Source organism: Roseovarius sp. THAF8 (assembly GCF_009363735.1).
In the GTDB taxonomy this organism is placed as follows: Bacteria; Pseudomonadota; Alphaproteobacteria; order Rhodobacterales; family Rhodobacteraceae; genus Roseovarius.
In genome coordinates, this window is record NZ_CP045410.1 from 1,644,899 (window position 1) to 1,665,786 (window position 20,888).

Below are 20,888 nucleotides of genomic sequence, written 5' to 3' on the forward strand. Positions count from 1 at the left end.
TCACATAGGGCTCTGCGGGGAAATGCGGCAGGGTGCGTCTCATTTCTTGGGCCTTTCGCGGCATTCGGCACCCTCGCCCAATGCATGTCTTTGCCAGACGTGCCACCCATGCTAATCGGTGTCAACGTCACGAATCTGTCAAGATCGACCACCCGGGGACCCTTTCACATGTCAGTCACTCACGAGCCGAAGCTCATTTCCGGCAACGCCAACATGCCGTTGGCCACAGCCGTCTCGCGCCGCATGTCCATGCATCGCGGCGTCAATGTCGGGCTCGTCGATGCCCGCGTCGAACGTTTCAACGACGGCGAGATCTTCGTCGAGGTGTTCGAGAACGTGCGCGGCGAGGACATGTTCATCATCCAGCCCACCTCGAACCCGGCCAACGACAACCTGATGGAACTGCTGATCATGTCCGACGCGCTGCGTCGCTCCTCGGCCAAGCGCATCACCGCGGTGATCCCCTATTTCGGCTACGCCCGGCAGGACCGCCGCACCAAGGCCCGCACGCCCATCTCGGCCAAGCTGGTGGCCAACATGATCGTCGAGGCCGGCATCGAACGGGTCCTGACCATGGACCTGCACGCGGCCCAGATCCAGGGCTTCTTCGACATCCCCGTCGACAACCTCTATGCTTCGCCGGTCTTCGCGCTGGACGTGATGACCCAGTTCCGCGACCATCTCGACGACGTGATGATCGTCTCGCCCGACGTCGGCGGCGTGGCCCGCGCCCGCGAACTGGCCAAGCGGATCAACGCGCCCCTCAGCATCGTCGACAAGCGCCGCGAGAAAGCCGGCGAAGTGGCCGAGATGACCGTGATCGGCGAAGTCACCGACAAGATCTGCGTGATCGTCGACGACATGTGCGACACCGCCGGCACCATGTGCAAGGCGGCCCAGCACCTGATGGACAACGGCGCGCGCGAGGTGCACGCCTACACCACCCACGGCGTCATGTCCGGTCCGGCGGTCGAGCGGATCACCGGCTCGGTGCTGAAATCCATGGTCATCACCGACACGATCCAGCCCACCGAGGCGGTCAAGAACACCCCCAACATCCGCATCATCCCCACCGCGCCGGTCTTCGCCCAGGCGATCCTGAACATCTGGAACGGCACGTCCGTCTCGTCGCTCTTCGAGACCCCGACGCTGGAGCCCATCTACGAAGGCCAGTTCGGCACCTGACCGCAATCAAATCGAGTGGCTGCGCCACGCTCTATTTTTTTGATTGGGGCCAGCCCGTCGCCATTGTCTCTCGGACCAATGGCGCGACAATGCCGATCCGGGATATTTGGGGCCAGAGGAAAAGGCATGTCCGCGCGTCTTCTTCTGGCGGAAAATATCCCCGCCCACGGGGTATCCTTGTCGTGTCATGTCTGACGTCCGCGCCGATGGGACAGTTCGGGGCGGTTTGACAAGAGAGGGGGTCCGGCACGGGGGCGTTTGCAACTGACCTTCCGTGTCGGCATCGACACTGCGATCAGGTGTGAATCGAACGCGCCATGGCCGCGCCTTCCACCAATGCCGACAGCTTCGCCCTGGTCAGATCGACCGGAAGGTATTTCATCCCGCAATCGGGTGCCGCCACGATATTGGCGGCCGGGATGCGCTCTGTGGCGGCGATCAGCCTGTCGCGGACCTCTTCAGGGGTTTCCGCTGTCTCGCGTCCAAGGTCCAAAGCGCCGATCAGGAAGCCCTTTTTCATGTCCTCGATCAGCGACAGGTCGAGGCCCGGCTGCGCGACCTCGATCGACAGCTCGTCGGCAGAACACTCTTCGAGTTCACGCAGGAACGAATAGCCCTGGGGCTTGGCCTGGTCCATGATGTAGGCATAGCCAAAGCACATGTGGATCGCCGTACGGCCGCGCCCTGGAGCGCACGATTGATGGCCGGGATGGCAAAGGCGCGGGCCGCTTCCGGTTCGGCCTGCATGTAGGGTTCATCCAGCTGCACGATGTCGACGCCGGCGGCAAATATGTCGGCGATCTCCTCGCGCAACATGTCGGCATAGGCCATCGCGAGCGCGGCGTCATCCTCGTAATGCTCATTGAGGGCCTGCATCGTCATGGTGAAAGACCTGGCAGGGTCATCTTGGTAAGCCGCTTGCTGTGCTTGCGAAGGAAGACGGCTTCGCGGTCCATGACCGGCTCGCGGCGCTGGATGGGTCCGACGACGGGCGGCACCACCATGGGCCGCCCGCTGCGCCCGGTCTTGGTGCCGGGGTTTTCCAGGTCGAGCCCGTCCAGCGACGTGGCGAGATGGTTGGAGTAGCTTTCGCGACGCACCTCGCCGTCGGTGACGATATCGAGCCCGATCTCTTCCTGGTCCAGAATGGCCAGCCGCGTGGCGGCGTCCTGCGCCTCGGTCAAATCGGCCTCGGCCATCTTCCATAGCGACGTGTCGCGGACACGCGGCGGCCCCTTGGAACGGAGTTTCTCGCGGTCGATCAGCCAGTCCGGTTGCGGGTAGCTGCCCACGAGGCTGGTGGGGAATAGGCTGTCATACATGGGATAAATCCTGTGTTTGAGCGGTTGAGGCGTCACGCGATCGCGCTGATTTCCTCGGCGATGTCGTGCGCCTGACCGTTTTCGATGGGCAGGCAGCGAGCAGGAAAATCCTGTACGAACTCGATCCCCAACGCTTCGACCCGGTCGCAGAAACCTGCAAGCACGTCGAGCTGCGGGGCGATAAAGCGGTCGTGCAGCACGAGCACGGTCCAGTCGTTTCGTTCGAGCGCCTCGAACGCGCCTTCGGTCCAGTGGATATGTGGCGGCTTCCAGTCGCCGGGGGCAGAGGTCCAGGTGACGACGGTAAAGTCGTTGCGTTTCAGGTAATCCACCGCTTCGGGGCAAAGCAGGTGCTGGCCCATGGCGCCGCCGGGTTCCAGGTCGAGACGGGCGCCACCCGCCGCGCCGACCCGCCGGCGCCCGACATGACCCTGGCCCGCGCCGGCGAACTCGCCCGTCAATTCGATGTCGAGACCCTCGGCCCCGAGCGGCTGACGCAGATGCGCGAGGCTCGGGATCGCAACATCTACCTGTTCGACGTCCGCACCCCCGAGGATTACGCCGCCGGTCACGTCCCGGGCGCGCTCAACGCCCCCGGGGGACAGCTCGTGCAGGCGATGGACGAATATGTGGCCGTCCGCAATGCCGTGGTGGTTCTCACCGACCCGCTGATGCTGCGCGCGGTGATGACGGCCTCATGGCTGGCGCAGATCGCCCAGTGCGAGGTCCAAGTGCTCGATCCCGCGCCGGATGCGACCGAAACGGCGGCCCCCGATATCGCCGGGCTCGACCTGCCCGATGTCCAGACACTCTCCACCCGGGACCTGGCGGCGGAACTGGCCGGGCCCGGGGCGCCGCATGTCCTCGACCTCTCCACCTCGGTGCAGTATCGCGCCGGCCACATACCGGGCGCGCTGTGGATGGTGCGCGGCCGCGAGGCCGCATTGCGCGCCGAACTGAGCGACGCCGCCGGCACCGCGCCGGTGGTGCTCTACGGACCGGACAAGGCTATTCTGCGGCTCGCCGCGCCAGAGATCGCCGCATCCCTTGGCACCGAGGTCCGGCTGCTCGACGGTGGCGTCGACGCGTGGCAGCCCGAAGGCCAGCCGCTGGAAACCGGAATGCAGCGCCCGGTCGGGCCGATCGACGATGTCTGGTACAAACCCTACAAGCTGGCCGATGCCGGGGCCGAGAAACAGGCAGCCCTCGACTACCTTGACTGGCAAATCGACCTGACCGAGAAAGTGGCCCGGGACACTGTCGCGTTCCGCCCCTTGCACCCGGCAGGCTGACGGTCTCCGAAGGCGCGGCGCGCAGGTCCGTGCGCGCGCCTCCCCCGGCACGTGTCCCAAGGGGCAGCCACCGCGTGGCGCTGCCCGCCCCAAATTTCAAAGTTGACTGACCATGACCCCATTTGCCTACAACACCACGACCAATATCACCTTCGGGTCCGGCAGCGCGTCCCGGATCGCGGAACTCGCGCCCGTCCGCGGCGCCGGCGCCTGCCTTTTCGTCACCGATCCGGGGCTGATCCGGCACGGGCTTTGCGACGGGACGCTTTCCGCGCTGCGGGACGCCGGCCTGCACGTCACGGTGTTCAGCGAGGTCGAAGCAGACCCCTCGCTCGCCACCCTGATGGCCGCCCGGGATGACGGCCGCGCTGCCGAGGTGGACCTGGTGATCGGCTTCGGCGGCGGCTCGTCGCTGGATGTCGCCAAGCTTGCGGCGCTGCTCCTGGGCTCCGACGAGGATATCGACGCCGCCTGGGGCGTGGGTCAGGCCAAGGGACCGCGGCTGCCGCTGGTCCTGGTGCCGACGACCGCCGGCACCGGCTCCGAGGTGACCCCGGTCTCGATCTTCACCGTCGGCGAGGGCGAGAAACGCGGCGTGTCGTCTCCGGTGATCCTGCCCGACGCCGCCGTGCTCGATCCGGACCTGACCCTCAGCCTGCCGGCACCGATCACCGCGGCCACCGGCGTCGACGCCATGGTCCATGCGATCGAAGCCTATGCCTCCACCTCCGCGAACAACAATCCCATATCAAGGATGCAGGCCCGCCAGGCACTGCAACTTCTGGGCGCCAATATCGAAACCGCCGTGTTCGACGGCCAGGATATCGACGCCCGCGGCGCCATGATGCTGGGCTCGATGCTTGCCGGGCAGGCATTCGCCAATTCCCCGGTCGCCGCCGTCCATGCGTTGGCCTATCCGATCGGCGGCACCTTCCATGTTCCGCACGGGCTCTCGAACGCGCTGGTGTTGCCGCATGTCCTGCGCTTCAACGCCCCGGCGGCCCACGATATCTACGCCGAAATCGCGGCAGATGCCTTTCCGGACCTTGCCGGGATCACGGACCCCGAGGCCCGCTGCGCGGCCCTGATCGAGGCCTTGGCCAACCTGTCGCGGCGCTTGCAGATGCCCACCCGCCTGCGCGATGTGGACATCCCCGAAACCGCGCTGGCCAAGATGGCCTCGGACGCGATGATACAGACCCGCCTGCTGATGAACAATCCGCGCGAGGTCACCGAGCAGGACGCGCTCGACATTTACACGGCGGCCTGGTGATGGCGGACAGGGCGCCGCCTGCACAGCGAAGCGATTACGTCGACTTCTATCCGATTCAGACCCGATGGATGGACAATGACGCCTACGGGCACGTGAACAACGCCGTCCATTATTCGCTGTTCGATACCGCCGTAAACGGGTGGCTGATCGACCGGGGCCTGCTGGACCCGCGGCACAGCGAGACGTTCGGCCTGGTCGTCGAAACCGGGTGCCGGTACCACAGCGAGTTCAGTTTCCCCGACAGGGTGACGGCCGGGCTGCGGGTGGCGCGGCTGGGAACCAGTTCGATCCGCTACGAGGTTTCCCTGTTCCGCAACGAAGAGCCGCAGGCCGCAGCCGAAGGGTTCTTCGTACATGTCTATGTCAACCGCGCGACCCGCCGCCCCGTTCCTATCGAAGCGGACCGGCGCGCCGCGTTCGAAAGCTTGATGAAAGACGTTGCATGAAGTGACCTTGCGGCGCTCTGACCAAGACGACCGCGAGACCAACCCTACGTCGCCTGTCGGTGGTGGTGCTCGGACGGCAATCCTCCGGCCGGAGGCAGGAAGCGCTTCAGTAGAGCTGCCAGTCGTCCTCGTGCGGGACGGCGCCGATTGCCATCCAGCGGATCCGGGCGCGGGCCACGCGGGTGTCGCCCCACGTGCGGAAAACCACGTCGAACCCCGTCGCCGCCACGTTCTCGGCGGTGACATCGGCGCGGGCGTTGCGTGCGCTGTCCATGTCCCACATCGACAGGCTGACATGCACCGAGGGCGGCTCCTTGAAAGCGGTCCCGAATGTCACCTTGCGGCGACGTTCGCGGGCGCCGGTGCCGGTCCACATCTCGCCGCCATCCTCGTAATCCGAGAACAGGACATCATCGCCCTGCTCGATTCCGATGGTCTGATTGACAAGATACTTCATTTACCGCCACGCGCCCTCACGCCATTGGTTCTACTATCGCTTTTCGGCGAAAATGCGAAACAAAAAGGAAAAGGGCCCGACATTCGTGGGCCCTTTCCGGAAATTCGCCAGCAGCCGCCGCACCGTCAGGGGGCAGGCACTTTCGAGGGGGTCGACAGGCCGATCTGGTCGCCCATCGCCACCATGTCGGACAGCAGCTTCGCCGCGTCGTCCACCGGGCCGGGCTCGTTGACGAACGTCTCCTGCGCCTTGGCCAGCCGGTCGGTGGCCTCATCGACCATCTTCTGGAACTCGTCCTGCGTCATGTCCTCGCGCGGCAGCGCGCGTTCGGCCAGCACCGAGATGGAATCGGCGTTGATCTCGGCAAAGCCGCCGGTGACGACGTATTCCTTGTCGCCCTCCGGGCCGGACACGCGCATCACGCCAGGGCGCAGTGTCGTGATCAGCGGCGCATGGTTGGCCATGGCCGTCATGTCGCCGTCGGTGCCCGGAATCTGCACCTCGGTCGCCTCGACCGACGCCAGCAGGCGCTCGGGGCTCACCAGGTCGAATTGCACTGTATCAGCCATATTGGCCTCCGTTTCTGTCGCGAGCAGCCTCGCCCACCCCGCGGGTCACCCCGTAGGGTGGGTGAAAACCCACGCTTATGCGGCGTCCGCGGCCATCTTCTCGGCCTTGGCCTTCACGTCGTCGATGCCGCCCACCATGTAGAACGCACCTTCGGGCAGGTGGTCGTATTCGCCGGCCACAACCGCCTTGAAGGACGCGATCGTGTCTTCCAGCGGCACCTGGATGCCGTCCGAGCCGGTGAACACCTTGGCCACGTCGAAGGGCTGGCTGAGGAACCGCTGGATCTTCCGGGCGCGGGCCACGGTCAGCTTGTCCTCTTCGCTCAGTTCGTCCATGCCGAGGATCGCGATGATGTCCTGAAGCGACTTGTAGCGTTGCAGGATCCCCTGCACGTCACGCGCCACCTTGTAATGCTCCTCGCCCACGATCTGCGGGTCCATCAGGCGAGAGTTCGAGTCGAGCGGGTCCACGGCCGGGTAGATGCCCAGCTCCGAAATCGCACGGCTCAGAACGGTCGTGGCGTCGAGGTGGGCGAAGGTCGTGGCCGGTGCGGGGTCGGTCAGGTCGTCCGCGGGCACGTACACGGCCTGGATCGAGGTGATCGAGCCGGCCTTGGTCGAGGTGATGCGCTCCTGCATCGCGCCCATGTCGGTGGCCAGCGTCGGCTGATACCCCACGGCCGAGGGGATACGGCCCAACAGAGCCGACACCTCGGAGCCCGCCTGCGTAAAGCGGAAGATGTTGTCCACGAAGAACAGAACGTCCGTGCCCGACTGGTCGCGGAACTGTTCGGCCAGCGTCAGGCCGGTCAGCGCCACACGGGCACGCGCGCCCGGCGGTTCGTTCATCTGGCCGTAGACCAGCGCCACCTGGGAATTCTCCAGGTTCTCGGGGTCGATCACGTTCGACTCGATCATCTCGTGATACAGGTCGTTGCCTTCACGGGTCCGTTCGCCCACACCGGCGAAAACCGAGTATCCCGAGTGCACCTTGGCGATGTTGTTGATCAGTTCCATGATCAGAACCGTCTTGCCCACGCCGGCGCCGCCAAACAGACCGATCTTGCCGCCCTTGGCGTAAGGCGCCAGCAGGTCGACGACCTTGATGCCGGTCACCAGGATTTCCGACTCGGTCGACTGCGCCTCGAACTCGGGCGCGGGCTGGTGGATCGAGCGGGTTTCCTTGGCCTTGATCGGCGCGCCCTCGTCCACCGGCTCGCCGATGACGTTCAGGATGCGGCCCAAGGTGGCGTCGCCCACCGGCACGCTGATCGGGCCGTCGGTGTCGGTCACTTCCTGGCCGCGCACAAGACCCTCGGTCGAGTCCATGGCGATGGTCCGCACGGTGCTTTCACCCAGGTGCTGGGCCACTTCCAGAACCAGGCGCTTGCCGTTGTTGTCGGTTTCCAGGGCGTTCAGGATTTCCGGCAGGTGGTCGGTGAACTGCACGTCCACCACGGCGCCGATCACCTGCGTGATTTTGCCTTTTGCTTTGGCCATTGTCGTCTCTCCGGTTGTTCTTAAAGCGCCTCGGCGCCCGAAATAATTTCAATCAGCTCGTTGGTGATCACGGCCTGACGCGAGCGGTTGTACTCGATGGTCAGGTCCTCGATCATCTCGCCGGCGTTGCGCGTGGCATTGTCCATGGCCGACATCCGTGCGCCTTGTTCCGAGGCGCCGTTCTCCAGCAGACCGCTGAAGATCGCCGTCGCGACGCCACGGGGCAGCAGATCGCGCAGGATCGCGTCCTCGTCCGGCTCGTAATCATAGATCGTACCGGCCTCGTCGCTCTCAGCCGCGGCCTCCTCGTCGATCTCGAACGGGATCACCTGCTGCATCGTCGGCTTCTGGCTGACCACGTTCTCGAACTCCGAGAAGAAGATCTTGGCGACGTCGAATTCGCCCGCATCAAAGCGGTCCAGCACGTTCTGCGCCACGTTCTGCGCGTCGGCATAGCCCACGTTCTTCACCTCAGACAGATCGACATGGTCGATAAAGAGGTCCGAGAAATCGCGCTTCAGCGCGTCGCGGCCCTTCTTGCCCACGGTGATGACCTTCACGGTCTTGCCGTTGGATTGCAGCTTGTTGATCTCGCTCCGCGCCAGCTTGGCGATGTTGGCGTTGAAGCCACCGCAGAGGCCCCGCTCGGCGGTCATCACCACCAGCAGATGCACATCGTCCTTGCCCGTCCCGCGCAGCAAAGGCGGCGCGTTCTCGGCGTCGCCCGCGGCGGCGGCCAGCTTGGACATCACCGCGTTGAACCGCTCGGCATAGGGGCGGGCCATTTCGGCCGCATCCTGGGCCCGCCGCAGTTTCGCGGCGGCCACCATCTGCATGGCCTTGGTGATCTTGCGGGTCGATTTGACCGACTCGATCCTGTTTTTTAGGTCCTTCAGACTCGGCATTGCCTCGTCACCCCCTTATCCGAAGTCGGCTGCGAACTCTTCGATGGCCGACTTGAGCTTGTCTTCGGCGTCGCCCTTGATCTTGGGATCCTCGTTGGTGATCCAGTCCAGGACGTCCTTGCGCTTGGTGCGCATGTGGTTCAGCAGACCATCCTCGAAACGTCCGACCTGATCGACCTTGATCTTGTCGAGGTAGCCGTTGGTGCCCGCATAGATGATGCAGACGATCTCGGCGTTGGTCAGCGGCGAATATTGCGGCTGCTTCATCAGCTCGGTCAGACGCTCACCCCGGTTCAGCAACTGCTGGGTCGACGCGTCGAGGTCCGAGCCGAACTGCGCGAAGGCCGCCATTTCACGGTACTGCGCAAGGCTCAGCTTCACCGGGCCGGCAACGGATTTCATCGCGTTGGTCTGGGCCGAAGAGCCCACGCGGCTGACCGACAGGCCGGTGTTCACCGCCGGACGGATGCCCTGATAGAACAGCTCGGTTTCCAGGAAGATCTGGCCGTCGGTGATCGAGATCACGTTGGTCGGAATGAACGCCGACACATCGCCGCCCTGGGTTTCGATGATCGGCAGCGCAGTCAGCGAGCCCGAACCGTTGTCCTCGTTCAGCTTGGCCGACCGCTCCAACAGGCGGGAGTGCAGGTAGAAAACGTCACCCGGATACGCTTCGCGGCCCGGCGGACGGCGCAGCAGCAGCGACATCTGGCGATAGGCCACGGCCTGTTTCGACAGGTCATCATAGACGATCAGCGCGTGGCGGCCGTTGTCGCGGAAATGCTCGGCCATGGCGGTGGCCGAATAGGGCGCCAGGAACTGCATCGGCGCGGGGTCGGATGCGGTGGCGGCCACGACGATGGAATAGTCCATCGCGCCTGACTCTTCCAGCTTCTTCACCAGCTGCGCCACGGTCGACCGTTTCTGACCCACGGCGACATAGACACAGTAAAGCTTCTTGCCCTCGTCGTCGCCGGCGGCGTCGTTATAGGACTTCTGGTTCAGCATCGTGTCCAGCGCGACGGCGGTCTTGCCGGTCTGACGGTCACCGATGATCAGCTCGCGCTGGCCGCGGCCGATCGGGATCATGGCGTCGACCGATTTCAGGCCGGTGGCCATCGGCTCGTGCACCGATTTACGCGGGATGATGCCCGGCGCCTTGACGTCCGCGACACCGCGCTTTTCCGTCTTGATCGGGCCCTTGCCGTCCAGCGGGTTGCCCAGACCGTCCACGACCCGGCCCAAGAGTTCGTCCCCGATCGGCACGTCCACGATCGACTTGGTGCGCTTGACGGTGTCGCCTTCCTTGATGTCCCGGTCCGAACCGAAGATCACCACACCGACGTTGTCGGTCTCAAGGTTCAGGGCCATGCCCATGATGTTGCCGGGGAATTCCACCAGCTCACCGGCCTGCACATTGTCGAGGCCGTGCACACGGGCAATCCCGTCACCGACTGACAGCACGCGACCCACCTCGGCAACTTCGGCCTCTTGGCCGAAATTCTTGATCTGGTCCTTAAGGATCGCAGAAATCTCTGCAGCTTGGATACCCATTTATCCGACCTCTTTCATTGCATTCTGTAGGGAGTTGAGGCGCGAACGGATCGACGTGTCGATCATCTTCGAGCCCACCTTTACGACAAGACCGCCAATGAGGCTTTCATCGACGGTCGCATTGATCTTGATGTCTTTTCCGACGGTGCTCTTCAGCGTCTCTGCCAGCTTCTTCGACTGCGCATCGGTCAGCTTGACGGCACTGGTCACCTCGGCGGTCACTTCGCCCTTGTGATCGGCAATGCGCTCGTTCAGCAGGCGCACCATCTGCGGCAGCACGAACAGGCGGCGTTTCTGCGCCATCAGCGCAAGACCGTTCTTCAGTTCCGGCACGAGACCCATCTTGTCCGCGACCGCCGTGATGGCGCGCTCCTGCTCGTCACGGCTGACGACCGGGCTGCTGATCAGATCGCGCAGATCGGCACTGTCATCGAGCGCGGCGGAAAGATCGGCGAGGTTCGATTCAAGCTTGTCCAGCGAATTTGCGTCTTTGGAAAGCTCGAAAATGGCAGTGGCATAGCGCTCGGCAATGCCGGAGGAGATCGAAGCTGGTTCGGACACGTCCACCCTTCCGATAGTTTGACCCCGGCTCGACAAAAGACGGCGCAAAGGCCGTCTTCCCGGGGTGGTTAGAGACGATGAAACTTGCGAGACACCGATTTTCGTGGGCGGTTTAGCAGACCGATCCGAACCTCGCAAGCTAGCAGGACGGACTAAGCCCCCTATGGATGCCTATACTTTTCAATGGCTTACGGGGTCTGCGACCGATTGCGCAATTTTATTGCGACAAAAATCGTAACTTTTCGTCGCTTTTTTGCGATTCCTTCGTGAATGGCCTGCACGAAACCACGGCACAAAGGGTTTTCACGCACCGCCGGACCGTTACCGCTATCACTCCGGCGGCGGCTTTCCCCGGTTCTTCAGAATGTCGATTGAACCCGCCATTTTCCCACCCTAGGAGGTTGCAGATGGCCCACTCCGATCATCCCGTCAAATCCCTGCCCCGTGCCCGGGCGCTGACCTGTCTCATCGCCCTCGGCATTCTCGTCGGCACGCTCTGGCCGTCCGATGCGCCCGCCGTTCCCTTCATGCTCCGCGACAAGGTCCTGCACCTGCTGGCCTTCGCCGTCCTCGTTCTGCCCTTGGCTGTCGCCGCACCGCGCCAGGCCCTCCGGCTCGCACCCGTCTGCATTGCCTTCGGCGCGGCCATCGAGGTGATCCAGCCCATGTTCGGCCGCGGCGCCGAGTGGCTGGACCTGCTGGCCGATGCGCTCGGCGTCGGGCTGGGCCTCGCCCTGGGGCTTCTGCTGCACCGCGCCCTGCGAAACCGATAACCCGCCAATCGTCACGGCGTCGTTTCTTCTGCTTGCGCTGATCGGCGGCGCCGCTGCGTCGTTTCTGAACTACGACGAGTTCATCGACGACGATGACGACAATCCGCGCGATCTGGATGTCGGCACCCCAGGCGACGGCGACGGCCCCCTGCCCGGAAGTCCCGACGACCCGGACGATCCCGACACCCCGGACCTGTCGGGCGACGACACGCTTTCGGCGTCGGGCAACGAAAGGGTCTACGGCGGCGAGGGTCGCGACCTTCTCGATCTTTCCGACAACGCGGTGGGCTTTGGACAACTCGGCGTCGACCGGCTGGACATCAACGAGACCGCCACCGGCTACGGCGGCGAGGGACAGGACCGGCTGAATATCTTCGACGATGCCACCGGCTTTGGCGGTGAAGCCGACGACATTCTCGAAGCGGTCCAGCGCGGCGACGCCTCTGCCTTCGGCGAAGGTGGCGACGGCGACGACACTATCGACGGCCGGGTCCAGTCCACCATCCACGGCAATGCCGGCAACGATAACCTGCGCGTCCAGGGCAATGCCTCCATCTCGGACGTCGAAGCGGGCGACCGGCTCACCCTGGTCCTTTCAGACGACGTGACGAATATCGACATAACCGTCAATAACGATGGATGTGCCCCGATTGACCCCATCACCATCGAGCTGACGGACGATTGGACCTCCGGCGAGGACGTGGCTCTGCGCGTCGTCGAACTGACCGAGACCCGGAACTGGGTCTATGTCTCCATCGGGGGCGAGCAGGTGATCCGCCTCGATTTCGTGGATGGCCCGGACGCGCCGCAATTCAACGTCGTGCGTGTCTAGGTCTCACACCGGCTTGGCCTGCGCGCTCGGCTTGGGCTTCAGGACACCCAGCGGGCTGCGCACCGTGTCGCGGATGGCCGACCCCCGGTCGGTCGGCGCATGTACCCGCTTGGTGGCCTGCACGATCAGCACGCCGCCTTTCAGCACCACCGACAGCTTGCCGCCCATATTCTCCCACATGCCCGCCGTCTTGCGCCAGAATTTGCGATGCGACGGCGGCTGGTAAAGCGCGGTCACATGCCGCTCGGGCAGAAAGTTGCGGGTCTTCAGCTGCGACTCGAGCTGGCTCTGGCTATAGGGCCGCCCGTACCCGAACGGCGTCCGGTCGCTGCGCGACCACAGCCCGGCGCGGTTCGGCACCACGAACAGCGCCGATCCCCCCGGCCCCAGCACCCGCCAGCATTCCTCCAGCAACTCGCCGGGACGCTCGCAGGTCTCCAGCCCGTGCACCAGCATCAGCTTGTCGACCCGGCCCGTCTCCAGCGGCCACAGGGTTTCCTCGCACAGGACACTGATGTTGGGCTTGTCCGCGGGCCAGTGGATCACGCCCTGCGGCGCGGGCATCAGCGCGATCACCCGCCGGCTGTCCTTCAGGTAGGGCCGCAGGAACGGCACGGCAAAGCCGTAACCGGCCACCGTCTGCCCCTTCGCCTCGGGCCACAGCCCCCGGATCTCGGCGCCCACGGCATTCTGCACCGCACGCCCCAGCGGGTTGCGGTAATAGAAATTCCTCAGGTCCTGCACGTCCAGATGCATTGCAGCCCGCGCCTCGATCCGTCACTCTCGGGGCAAACATAACCACGAATTCAAGGATGGACCAATGACATTGCAGATCGAAACCGTCCCGTGCCTTTCGGACAACTACGCTTTCCTCGCCCACGACTCTGAGACCGGCGAAACGGCGGTTGTGGACGTCCCCGAGGCCGCGCCGATCCTCAAGGCCCTCGACGACAAGGGCTGGAAAGCCACGCATGTCCTGATCACCCACCACCACGCCGATCACGTGCAGGGCCTGGACGAACTCCTGGCCCAACATGACGCAAAGGTCGTCGGCCACGCCGCCGACGCCGACCGCCTGCCAAAACTCGATATTGCACTGAACGACGGCGACACCGTCACCATCGGCTCCGAATCCGGCACCGTCATGGATGTCTCCGGCCACACCGTCGGCCACATCGCCTTTCACTTCCCGGGCAGCAAGGTCGCCTTCACCGCCGACAGCCTGATGGCCCTGGGCTGCGGCCGCGTCTTCGAGGGCACCATGCCCCAGATGTGGAACAGCCTGTCGAAACTCGCCGCGCTGCCGCCAGAGACGACCATCTGTTCCGGCCATGAATACACCGCCGCCAACGGCCGCTTCGCGCTGACCATTGATCCCGACAATTCCGCGCTTATATCAAGGGTCAAGGCGGTCGAAGCCGCCCGCGATCAGGGGAAACCGACCGTTCCCTCCACCCTGTCCGAAGAATTGGCCACCAACCCCTTCCTGCGTGCCACCGATCCCGCCGTTCAGGCGCATCTGGGCATGACGGGCGCAGACGCCGCCGACGTGTTCGCCGAGATCCGCACCCGAAAGGATAACTTTTAGGCACGCCCGCGCGGGCTGGCCAAATTGTCACGGCGTGGCCTGCAAAAGCAGCTTTTGTAAGATCGGAAAGGGAAAAGTGAACGGGTTTGGAAAAAAAGTCCTTGAAGGCTGGCCTGTATCGACCAAACTTTAATCATATAAGGCGAAGGTCGCGGGACCGGCCCAAGCCCAAGCAGAGGGAGCACACCGTGCCGTCATTCTCGAACACCCTTGAACAGGCAATCCATGCTGCACTGGCCCTGGCCAATGCGCGGCAACATGAATTCGCGACGCTGGAACATCTCCTGCTCGCCCTGATCGACGAGCCCGACGCGGCCCGCGTGATGAAGGCGTGCAGCGTCGAAACCGAGGATCTGCGCACCACGCTGGTGGAATTCATCGACGATGACCTGTCCAACCTCGTCACCGACATCGAAGGCTCCGAGGCGGTTCCGACCGCCGCCTTCCAGCGCGTGATCCAGCGCGCCGCCATCCACGTGCAGTCATCCGGCCGCACCGAGGTGACGGGCGCCAACGTCCTCGTTGCCATCTTCGCGGAGCGCGAGTCGAACGCCGCCTATTTCCTGCAGGAACAGGACATGACCCGTTACGACGCGGTCAACTTCATTGCCCACGGCGTCGCCAAGGATCCCGCCTACGGCGAATCCCGCCCGGTTCAGGGCGTCGGCGAAGAAGAATCCGAACAGACCAAGTCCTCCTCCGAAGGCGATCAGGTCGAGAACGGCGAATCCGCCCTTGCGAAATACTGCGTCGATCTCAACGAGAAATCCCGCCAGGGCGATGTCGATCCCCTGATCGGCCGCGACAGCGAGGTCGAGCGCTGCATCCAGGTGCTCTGCCGCCGCCGCAAGAACAACCCGCTCCTGGTGGGCGATCCCGGCGTGGGCAAGACGGCCATCGCCGAAGGCCTCGCGCACAAGATCGTGGGGGGCCAGACGCCCAAGGTCCTGTCGAAAACGACCATCTTCTCGCTCGACATGGGCGCGCTTCTGGCCGGCACCCGCTATCGCGGCGATTTCGAGGAACGGCTCAAGGCCGTCGTGACCGAGCTCGAGGAGCATCCCGACGCGGTGCTCTTCATCGACGAGATTCACACCGTCATCGGCGCCGGCGCCACCTCGGGCGGCGCGATGGATGCCTCCAACCTGCTGAAGCCCGCGCTTCAGGGCGGCAAGCTGCGCTGCATGGGCTCCACCACCTTCAAGGAGTTCCGCCAGCATTTCGAAAAGGACCGCGCCCTGTCGCGCCGGTTCCAGAAAATCGACGTGGCCGAACCCACCGTCGATGACGCCATCAAGATCCTCAAGGGCCTCAAGCCCTATTTCGAGGAGCACCACAGCGTGAAATACACCGCCGAGGCCATCAAATCGGCTGTGGACCTGTCCGCGCGCTACATCAACGACCGCAAGCTGCCCGACAAGGCCATCGACGTGATCGACGAGGCCGGCGCGGCGCAGCATCTCGTGGCCGCCTCCAAGCGGCGCAAGTCCATCGGTCCGAAAGAGATCGAGAATGTCGTGGCCAAGATCGCCCGCATTCCTCCGAAAAACGTCTCCAAGGACGATGCCGAGGTGCTCAAGGATCTCGAAGGCTCGCTCAAGCGCGTCGTCTTCGGCCAGGACACCGCGATCGAGGCGCTGTCGGCGGCGATCAAGCTGGCACGCGCCGGCCTGCGCGAGCCCGAAAAGCCCATCGGCAACTACCTCTTCGCCGGCCCCACCGGCGTCGGCAAGACCGAGGTGGCGAAACAGCTCGCCGATACGCTGGGCGTGGAACTGCTGCGCTTCGACATGTCCGAGTACATGGAGAAACACGCGGTCAGTCGCCTGATCGGCGCACCTCCGGGCTATGTCGGCTTCGACCAGGGCGGCCTTCTGACCGACGGCGTCGATCAGCATCCGCATTGCGTGCTGCTGCTCGACGAGATCGAAAAGGCGCACCCGGACGTGTTCAACATCCTCCTGCAGGTGATGGACCACGGCAACCTGACCGACCATAACGGCCGCACGGTGAACTTCCGCAACGTCGTCCTGATCATGACCTCGAACGCCGGCGCCACCGAGCTTGCCAAGGCCGCCATCGGCTTTGGCCGCGACCGCCGCGAGGGCGAGGATACCGCCGCGATCGAACGCACGTTCACGCCGGAATTCCGCAACCGTCTGGACGCGGTCATCTCCTTCGGCCCGCTGCCGAAAGAGGTCATCCTGCAAGTGGTCGAAAAGTTCGTGCTGCAGCTCGAGGCCCAGCTGATGGACCGCAACGTGACCATCGAACTGACCAAGCCCGCCGCCGAATGGCTGGCCGACAAGGGCTACGACGACAAGATGGGCGCGCGCCCCCTGGGCCGCGTGATCCAGGAACACATCAAGAAGCCGCTGGCCGAGGAACTTCTCTTCGGCAAGCTCGCCAAGGGCGGCGTGGTCAAGGTGGGCGTCAAGGACGGCCAGATCGACCTGCGCATCGAGGGGCCGGACCATCCGCGCCTCTCGGGAAAAAAGCCGCCGCTGCTCACGGCAGAGTGACAAGGGCTCAGGCTTTGCGATAGGCTATGAAACGGGCGGCATCCCTTGCCGCCCGTTTTCGCGACCGCCCCCAGCTTTCGAGGTTCCCCGTTGCCGACCGCGCCCAGATCCGCCCTCACCGCCGCCCTGCTCATGCTGGCCACCCCAGCGCTGTCAGAGCCGCCGACCCTCGCGCTGCCCATCGACTGCGCCCTGGGCCAGACCTGCTATATCGAGGACTACGTCGATCTCGATCCCGGCCCGGGACAGTTCGATTTCATGTGCGGCCTCAAGAGCCGCGATCACCACCGCGGCACCGACATTCACCTTCTGTCCTTCGAGGCGATGGACCAGGGCGTGAACGTGCTCGCCGCTGCCCCCGGCCGGGTCGCGGCCACCCGCGACGGGATGGAGGACATCGCATTCACCCCCGAAACCCGCGACAGCGTCGCGGGCCAGGAATGCGGCAACGGCGCGCGCATCGACCACGGCGATGGCTGGCAGACCCTCTACTGCCACCTCAAGAAAGGCTCGATCGTCGTTCGGCAAGGCCAGCAGGTCGACGCCGGCACCCCCCTGGGCGAGGTCGGCCTCAGCGGCATGACCAACGCGCCGCATGTCCACCTGACGGTTCTGAAGGATGGCGAGGTCGTCGATCCTTTCCTCCCCGAGGCCGAACCCGGCACCTGCGGCTCGATCAGCGGCGCCGGCCTGTGGGAAACCGCCCTGCCCTATCACCGCGCGGGCCTCTTCACCGCCGCCTTTTCCACCGCCGTGCCCGCGTTCGACGCCGTGAAATCCGGCGCCGCCCGCGTGACCGAAACCGCCCGCGACACGCCGCTGGTGCTTTACGGCTACGTCTTCTATGCCCAGCCCGGCGACACCATGCGCCTCACCGCCTCCGGCCCCGAGGGCGAGATCTTCTCCCAGTCCGAAACGCTCGAGGCTCCGCAGGCCCAGCTGTTCCGCGCCTATGGCCGCCGCGCGCCCGAGGGCGGCTGGCCCCCCGGCGCCTATCGCGGCTACGTGACGCTGGAACGCGCGGGCCAGGTGCTGGCCAACCGCCACGCCGACATCATCGTTCTGGCCGAGTGAGACGGGTCGCCCACGGCACCCCGACCAGCAGCAGCGCCATCACCGCCAGGAATGCCCCGCGGGCCGTCCACATGGCGGCCGCGCCCTGCATCGCGCCTGCCATGCCCAGCATCACGACGCAGACCGCCACCGCCGGCAACAGCCAGCGCATCCCGCGCCGCTGCCAGAAAGGCCCCGGCACGCCCCGATCCAGCCAGGGCACGAACAGCCACACCGTGCAAAAGGCAAACATCGCCACCAGGCCCATCAGCTTGCCGGGCATCGCCACCAGCACTGCGTAGAACGGCAACAGGTACCACTCGGGCAATATATGCGCCGGAACGACCAGCGGGTTGGCAGCCACCGCACCACCCGTCCGTGTGCCAACCCGCGCTGCGCCACTTGCGGCCTCCGCCGGCACCAGCTCCCGGATCGGCGCATAGCTCGCCCACATCGCCCAGATCAGCACCGCGGCCAGCACCAGGGCCGCGCCCAGCCCGACCCACGAGTACCGCCCCCGGTATGGCATCGGCGGGGCGCCACGCGCCATCTGCCACAGGGACCCGCCCAAAATCGCCATGACCGCCACCGGCATCACCAGCGCGATGTGGTTCAGCGTCACCGGCACCCCCTGCGCCGCCATGAGGTAGGACACCTGCCCCCAGGGCAGCATGTAGCCCATGAAACCGAACAACGCGCTCAGCACCGCCAAGGCCGCCAGCGCGACCCAGACCCACCGGAACGACCTGCCATAGACCCCGAACACGAAACCCACGCCGATCATGATCCACGGTATCGCCTGCGCCGCGCCGATCACCCGCTGCCGATGCGCGCTCACGATTTCCGCCGGGGCACCTGCCAAGACCAGGGCCACACCCGCCGCGATCTGCACCGCAAGGATCACGGCCAGCAGGTTCACCCACAGCCACCATGCCCGCCGGGCATCCAGTACCGTCACGCTTACTTCTCCGTCAGCTTCAGCTCGATCCGCCGGTTCTGCGCCCGCGCCTCGGGCGTGTCGGCGGGGTTGATCGGCTGGTACTGCCCGAACCCGTTGGCCGACAGCCGGTCTGGCGGCAGGCCCAGGAAATTCACCATGTAGCGCACCACCGACAGCGCCCGCGCCTGGCTGAGATCCCAGTTATCCTCGAATTGCGCGCCAGGCCGCACCGGCACGTCGTCGGTATGCCCATCCACCTGGATGACCCAGTCGATGTCCTCGGGGATATTCTCGGCCACGCTGCGCAGGATGTCGGCCACCTTGGCCAGCTCGCCCTCGCCCGCGTCCGACAACCGCGCCTCGCCTTGGGCAAACAGCACTTCGGACGAGAAAACAAAGCGGTCGCCGACGATCCGCACGCCTTCCTGCTCTTCCAGCAACTGCCGCAACCGGCCAAAGAATTCAGATCGGAATTTTTCCAGGTCCGCGCGTTCCGCTTCCAGCCGCTTGCGTTCGGCTTCCTCCAGCTCGCGCCGTCGCCGCTCCTCGGCGGCCACCCGCGCCAGCGCGGTGTTCAGCTCGTTACCCAGCGATTGCAGCTGCACATCCGTTGCCGCCTCGCGCGCCTTGGCATCGTCCAGAAGCGCCTGCAACTGCCCCAGCTGGTCGCGCAACGCCCGAACTTGCTGGTTCAACAGCGCCTCTTCTTCCTGCGCCTCGTCGGCCAGCGCGCGCTGCCGATCCAGCTCCGCCTGCACCTGCCCCAGCATCGCCGCCCGCTGCTCGGATTCCGTCAGCCGTGCCTCGGCCTCCTCCTCGGCGGCCAGCTTCGCCGCCAGTGCCGCAGCCAATTGCGCCCGCGCATCCTCGGCCGACAGCGCCTCGGCGTTAGCCGCCTCGTTTGCCGCGATCAAGGATGCGATCCGCTTGTCCCGCGCCTGCAAATCAGCCTCGAGCGCAGTGACCTGCCGCTGCAAGTCCGCGATCAGGTCGGCGTTCTCCACCGCGTCATTCTCTGCGGCGGTTTTCGCCGCCAGCGCCTCGGCCAGCCGTGCCTCCAGGCTCGCCGCCGTCTGCGCCGCCTCGCCACTGTCCTCGCGCAACGCGGCCAGCTCCGCCTCGGTCTCGCTCAACCGAACCTGCAATTCCTCGGCCCGCACCGTCTCGGAGTCCACGTCGGCCAGCGCCTTGGCCAGTTCCGCCTGCAGCTCCGTCAGCTCCGAGCGGCGCACCTCCTGCCCGCTCTCGGCCTCTTCCAGCGCCATCAGCGCTTCGGCCAGCCGCACGTCCAGATCCTCCTGCGCGTCCTGCGCCGCCGCCAGCATCGCCAGCGTTTCCTCCGCTTTGCGCCGCTGTTCCTCCAGCGCCAGCGTCATCGCGGTCAGTTCCGCGTCCGCATTCTCCAGCCGGTCGCGCAGCGCCTCCGCCGCCGCCGCCTCGGCCAGCCGCGCCTTCTCCTCGTCCGACAATTGCGCCTGCAGATCCTCGACCTGCGCGGTCAGCTGCGCCTGCGCCGCGTCGTCCGCCTCGGCCTCGCTGCGCAGATCGGCAATCAACGCCTCCAGCGCATCCGCCTGCGCGGCGGCCAGCCGTGCCGCCTCTTCCTGCGCGTCGATCTCGTCGCGCAGCCCGGCCAGCGCCAGTTGCAACTGCTCCTGCTCGCTCAGCAATTCCTCGCGCTGGCCCTCCAGATCGGCAATCGTGCCCAGGTTCTCCTCGCGCTGCGCCAACAGCCCCGCCACCTGTTCCTCGAAACTGGCGATCCGCGCCTCTGCCTCGGCGATCTGCGATTCCTGCGCGGCAATCAGCGCCGCCTGCCGTTCCTGCCGCTGGCGCGCGTCGCCCAGTGTCGCGGTCAGCGCGCCCACCCGCTCGGTCAGCGTAGCGTTGCGGTCCTGTTCCAGCCCCAGTGCCCGGCTCAGCGCCGCCACCTCGTTCGACAGCTCGTCCAGCCGGCTTTCCTGCCCGCTGATCGTCTCGCGCAGCACGAACTGCACCACCATGAAGATGGTCAGCACGAACATCAGCACCAGCAGAAGCCCCGTCATCGCATCCACGAAACCGGGCCAGATCGAGGCCTGGAACCGTGCGCCGGTGCGCCGTGACAGGGCCATCG

The 20,888-nt window shown here is 65.4% G+C and carries 21 protein-coding genes; 9 read left to right on the forward strand and 12 right to left on the reverse strand.

The genetic code is table 11. The features are described from left to right. Window positions 1–168 precede the first annotated feature (168 nt). Window positions 169–1,185: a ribose-phosphate pyrophosphokinase gene (locus FIU85_RS08045; RefSeq protein WP_152475786.1), complete on the forward strand. Its 1,017-nt coding sequence runs from the start codon at window positions 169–171 to the stop codon at window positions 1,183–1,185. 295 nt (window positions 1,186–1,480) lie between these two features. Here FIU85_RS08045 and FIU85_RS22280 read toward each other — a convergent pair whose 3' ends face one another. The 3 genes from FIU85_RS22280 to FIU85_RS21955 all read right to left on the reverse strand — a co-directional run bounded on the left by FIU85_RS22280 (window position 1,481) and on the right by FIU85_RS21955 (window position 2,869). Next, the gene (locus FIU85_RS22280) at window positions 1,481–1,846 is read right to left on the reverse strand and encodes a hypothetical protein (RefSeq protein ID WP_254703026.1); all 366 of its coding nucleotides are present in this window, start codon (window positions 1,844–1,846) and stop codon (window positions 1,481–1,483) included. 217 nt (window positions 1,847–2,063) lie between these two features. Then, window positions 2,064–2,507 carry a hypothetical protein gene (locus FIU85_RS22285; protein ID WP_254703027.1) on the reverse strand — a complete coding sequence of 148 codons (444 nt, stop codon included), beginning with the start codon at window positions 2,505–2,507 and terminating at the stop codon, window positions 2,064–2,066. 32 nt (window positions 2,508–2,539) lie between these two features. Continuing rightward, entirely contained in the window at window positions 2,540–2,869 is a 330-nt protein-coding gene (locus tag FIU85_RS21955) for a hypothetical protein (protein WP_172978825.1), read from the reverse strand. Here FIU85_RS21955 and FIU85_RS08055 point away from each other — a divergent pair. The 3 genes from FIU85_RS08055 (at window position 2,858) to FIU85_RS08065 (ending at window position 5,518) form a co-directional block, all read left to right on the forward strand. After that, the gene (locus FIU85_RS08055) at window positions 2,858–3,799 is read left to right on the forward strand and encodes a rhodanese-like domain-containing protein (protein WP_172978826.1); all 942 of its coding nucleotides are present in this window, start codon (window positions 2,858–2,860) and stop codon (window positions 3,797–3,799) included. The genes FIU85_RS21955 and FIU85_RS08055 overlap by 12 nt on opposite strands. Window positions 3,800–3,911: 112 nt before the next feature. Next, the gene (locus FIU85_RS08060) at window positions 3,912–5,072 is read left to right on the forward strand and encodes an iron-containing alcohol dehydrogenase (protein WP_152496515.1); all 1,161 of its coding nucleotides are present in this window, start codon (window positions 3,912–3,914) and stop codon (window positions 5,070–5,072) included. After that, complete coding sequence (locus tag FIU85_RS08065) at window positions 5,072–5,518, forward strand: thioesterase family protein (protein ID WP_152496516.1); 447 nt, start codon at window positions 5,072–5,074, stop codon at window positions 5,516–5,518. The genes FIU85_RS08060 and FIU85_RS08065 overlap by 1 nt, the downstream gene beginning before the upstream one ends. A gap of 106 nt (window positions 5,519–5,624) precedes the next feature. On the opposite strand, the gene FIU85_RS08070 is transcribed toward FIU85_RS08065, so the two are convergent. From FIU85_RS08070 to FIU85_RS08095, 6 genes are all read right to left on the reverse strand, one after another. Beyond that, window positions 5,625–5,975: an H-type lectin domain-containing protein gene (locus FIU85_RS08070; RefSeq protein WP_152491225.1), complete on the reverse strand. Its 351-nt coding sequence runs from the start codon at window positions 5,973–5,975 to the stop codon at window positions 5,625–5,627. Window positions 5,976–6,100: 125 nt separating this feature from the next. Continuing rightward, window positions 6,101–6,544 carry a F0F1 ATP synthase subunit epsilon gene (locus tag FIU85_RS08075; RefSeq protein WP_152496517.1) on the reverse strand — a complete coding sequence of 148 codons (444 nt, stop codon included), beginning with the start codon at window positions 6,542–6,544 and terminating at the stop codon, window positions 6,101–6,103. A 75-nt stretch (window positions 6,545–6,619) separates the two neighbouring features. Next, window positions 6,620–8,044: a F0F1 ATP synthase subunit beta gene (gene atpD, locus FIU85_RS08080; RefSeq protein ID WP_152496518.1), complete on the reverse strand. Its 1,425-nt coding sequence runs from the start codon at window positions 8,042–8,044 to the stop codon at window positions 6,620–6,622. A 20-nt stretch (window positions 8,045–8,064) separates the two neighbouring features. Next, the gene (locus tag FIU85_RS08085) at window positions 8,065–8,949 is read right to left on the reverse strand and encodes a F0F1 ATP synthase subunit gamma (protein ID WP_152496519.1); all 885 of its coding nucleotides are present in this window, start codon (window positions 8,947–8,949) and stop codon (window positions 8,065–8,067) included. A gap of 15 nt (window positions 8,950–8,964) precedes the next feature. Then, the gene (gene atpA / locus FIU85_RS08090) at window positions 8,965–10,503 is read right to left on the reverse strand and encodes a F0F1 ATP synthase subunit alpha (RefSeq protein WP_152491221.1); all 1,539 of its coding nucleotides are present in this window, start codon (window positions 10,501–10,503) and stop codon (window positions 8,965–8,967) included. Continuing rightward, window positions 10,504–11,070, reverse strand: coding sequence for a F0F1 ATP synthase subunit delta (locus tag FIU85_RS08095; protein WP_152491220.1), 567 nt, complete (start codon window positions 11,068–11,070; stop codon window positions 10,504–10,506). Window positions 11,071–11,471: 401 nt separating this feature from the next. Between FIU85_RS08095 and FIU85_RS21960 the strand changes: the two genes are divergently transcribed. Next, on the forward strand, window positions 11,472–11,837 hold the full coding sequence (locus tag FIU85_RS21960; RefSeq protein WP_172978827.1) for a VanZ family protein: 366 nt from the start codon (window positions 11,472–11,474) through the stop codon (window positions 11,835–11,837). Beyond that, window positions 11,770–12,669, forward strand: coding sequence for a hypothetical protein (locus FIU85_RS08105; protein ID WP_152496521.1), 900 nt, complete (start codon window positions 11,770–11,772; stop codon window positions 12,667–12,669). Before FIU85_RS21960 ends, FIU85_RS08105 begins: the two co-directional genes overlap by 68 nt. Before the next feature lie 3 nt (window positions 12,670–12,672). Here the strand turns inward: FIU85_RS08105 and FIU85_RS08110 are convergent, their stop codons facing one another. Continuing rightward, a complete protein-coding gene (locus FIU85_RS08110; protein WP_152496522.1) occupies window positions 12,673–13,425 on the reverse strand; it encodes a class I SAM-dependent methyltransferase in 753 nt (250 codons plus the stop codon). Window positions 13,426–13,489: 64 nt separating this feature from the next. On the opposite strand from FIU85_RS08110, the gene gloB reads away from it, so the two are divergent. The 3 genes from gloB to FIU85_RS08125 all read left to right on the forward strand — a co-directional run bounded on the left by gloB (window position 13,490) and on the right by FIU85_RS08125 (window position 17,853). Beyond that, complete coding sequence (gene gloB, locus FIU85_RS08115) at window positions 13,490–14,257, forward strand: hydroxyacylglutathione hydrolase (protein ID WP_152496523.1); 768 nt, start codon at window positions 13,490–13,492, stop codon at window positions 14,255–14,257. 188 nt (window positions 14,258–14,445) lie between these two features. Then, window positions 14,446–16,779 (forward strand): ATP-dependent Clp protease ATP-binding subunit ClpA, encoded by a 2,334-nt coding sequence (clpA, locus tag FIU85_RS08120; RefSeq protein WP_152491215.1) that lies wholly within the window; start codon window positions 14,446–14,448, stop codon window positions 16,777–16,779. A gap of 132 nt (window positions 16,780–16,911) precedes the next feature. Further along, complete coding sequence (locus FIU85_RS08125) at window positions 16,912–17,853, forward strand: M23 family metallopeptidase (RefSeq protein WP_152498207.1); 942 nt, start codon at window positions 16,912–16,914, stop codon at window positions 17,851–17,853. Here FIU85_RS08125 and FIU85_RS08130 read toward each other — a convergent pair. After that, entirely contained in the window at window positions 17,834–18,790 is a 957-nt protein-coding gene (locus FIU85_RS08130; RefSeq protein WP_152496524.1) for a hypothetical protein, read from the reverse strand. The two genes, FIU85_RS08125 and FIU85_RS08130, sit on opposite strands and share 20 nt — an antisense overlap. A 2-nt stretch (window positions 18,791–18,792) precedes the next feature. Beyond that, the gene (locus FIU85_RS08135) at window positions 18,793–20,886 is read right to left on the reverse strand and encodes a peptidoglycan -binding protein (RefSeq protein WP_152496525.1); all 2,094 of its coding nucleotides are present in this window, start codon (window positions 20,884–20,886) and stop codon (window positions 18,793–18,795) included. Window positions 20,887–20,888 lie beyond the last annotated feature (2 nt).

Excerpts from the sequence above, each read along its gene's own strand:
- FIU85_RS08075 (WP_152496517.1), bottom strand. The coding sequence starts at position 6,544 with ATGGCTGATACAGTGCAATTCGACCTGGTGAGCCCCGAGCGCCTGCTG.
- FIU85_RS08085 (WP_152496519.1), bottom strand. The coding sequence starts at position 8,949 with ATGCCGAGTCTGAAGGACCTAAAAAACAGGATCGAGTCGGTCAAATCG.
- FIU85_RS08135 (WP_152496525.1), bottom strand. The coding sequence starts at position 20,886 with ATGGCCCTGTCACGGCGCACCGGCGCACGGTTCCAGGCCTCGATCTGG.
- FIU85_RS08110 (WP_152496522.1), bottom strand. The coding sequence starts at position 13,425 with ATGCATCTGGACGTGCAGGACCTGAGGAATTTCTATTACCGCAACCCG.
- FIU85_RS08125 (WP_152498207.1), top strand. The coding sequence starts at position 16,912 with ATGCTGGCCACCCCAGCGCTGTCAGAGCCGCCGACCCTCGCGCTGCCC.
- FIU85_RS22285 (WP_254703027.1), bottom strand. The coding sequence starts at position 2,507 with ATGTATGACAGCCTATTCCCCACCAGCCTCGTGGGCAGCTACCCGCAA.
- atpA (WP_152491221.1), bottom strand. The coding sequence starts at position 10,503 with ATGGGTATCCAAGCTGCAGAGATTTCTGCGATCCTTAAGGACCAGATC.
- gloB (WP_152496523.1), top strand. The coding sequence starts at position 13,490 with ATGACATTGCAGATCGAAACCGTCCCGTGCCTTTCGGACAACTACGCT.
- FIU85_RS08070 (WP_152491225.1), bottom strand. The coding sequence starts at position 5,975 with ATGAAGTATCTTGTCAATCAGACCATCGGAATCGAGCAGGGCGATGAT.
- atpD (WP_152496518.1), bottom strand. The coding sequence starts at position 8,044 with ATGGCCAAAGCAAAAGGCAAAATCACGCAGGTGATCGGCGCCGTGGTG.
- FIU85_RS08060 (WP_152496515.1), top strand. The coding sequence starts at position 3,912 with ATGACCCCATTTGCCTACAACACCACGACCAATATCACCTTCGGGTCC.
- FIU85_RS21955 (WP_172978825.1), bottom strand. The coding sequence starts at position 2,869 with ATGGGCCAGCACCTGCTTTGCCCCGAAGCGGTGGATTACCTGAAACGC.
- FIU85_RS21960 (WP_172978827.1), top strand. The coding sequence starts at position 11,472 with ATGGCCCACTCCGATCATCCCGTCAAATCCCTGCCCCGTGCCCGGGCG.
- FIU85_RS08065 (WP_152496516.1), top strand. The coding sequence starts at position 5,072 with ATGGCGGACAGGGCGCCGCCTGCACAGCGAAGCGATTACGTCGACTTC.
- FIU85_RS08105 (WP_152496521.1), top strand. The coding sequence starts at position 11,770 with ATGCGCTCGGCGTCGGGCTGGGCCTCGCCCTGGGGCTTCTGCTGCACC.
- FIU85_RS22280 (WP_254703026.1), bottom strand. The coding sequence starts at position 1,846 with ATGTGCTTTGGCTATGCCTACATCATGGACCAGGCCAAGCCCCAGGGC.
- FIU85_RS08045 (WP_152475786.1), top strand. The coding sequence starts at position 169 with ATGTCAGTCACTCACGAGCCGAAGCTCATTTCCGGCAACGCCAACATG.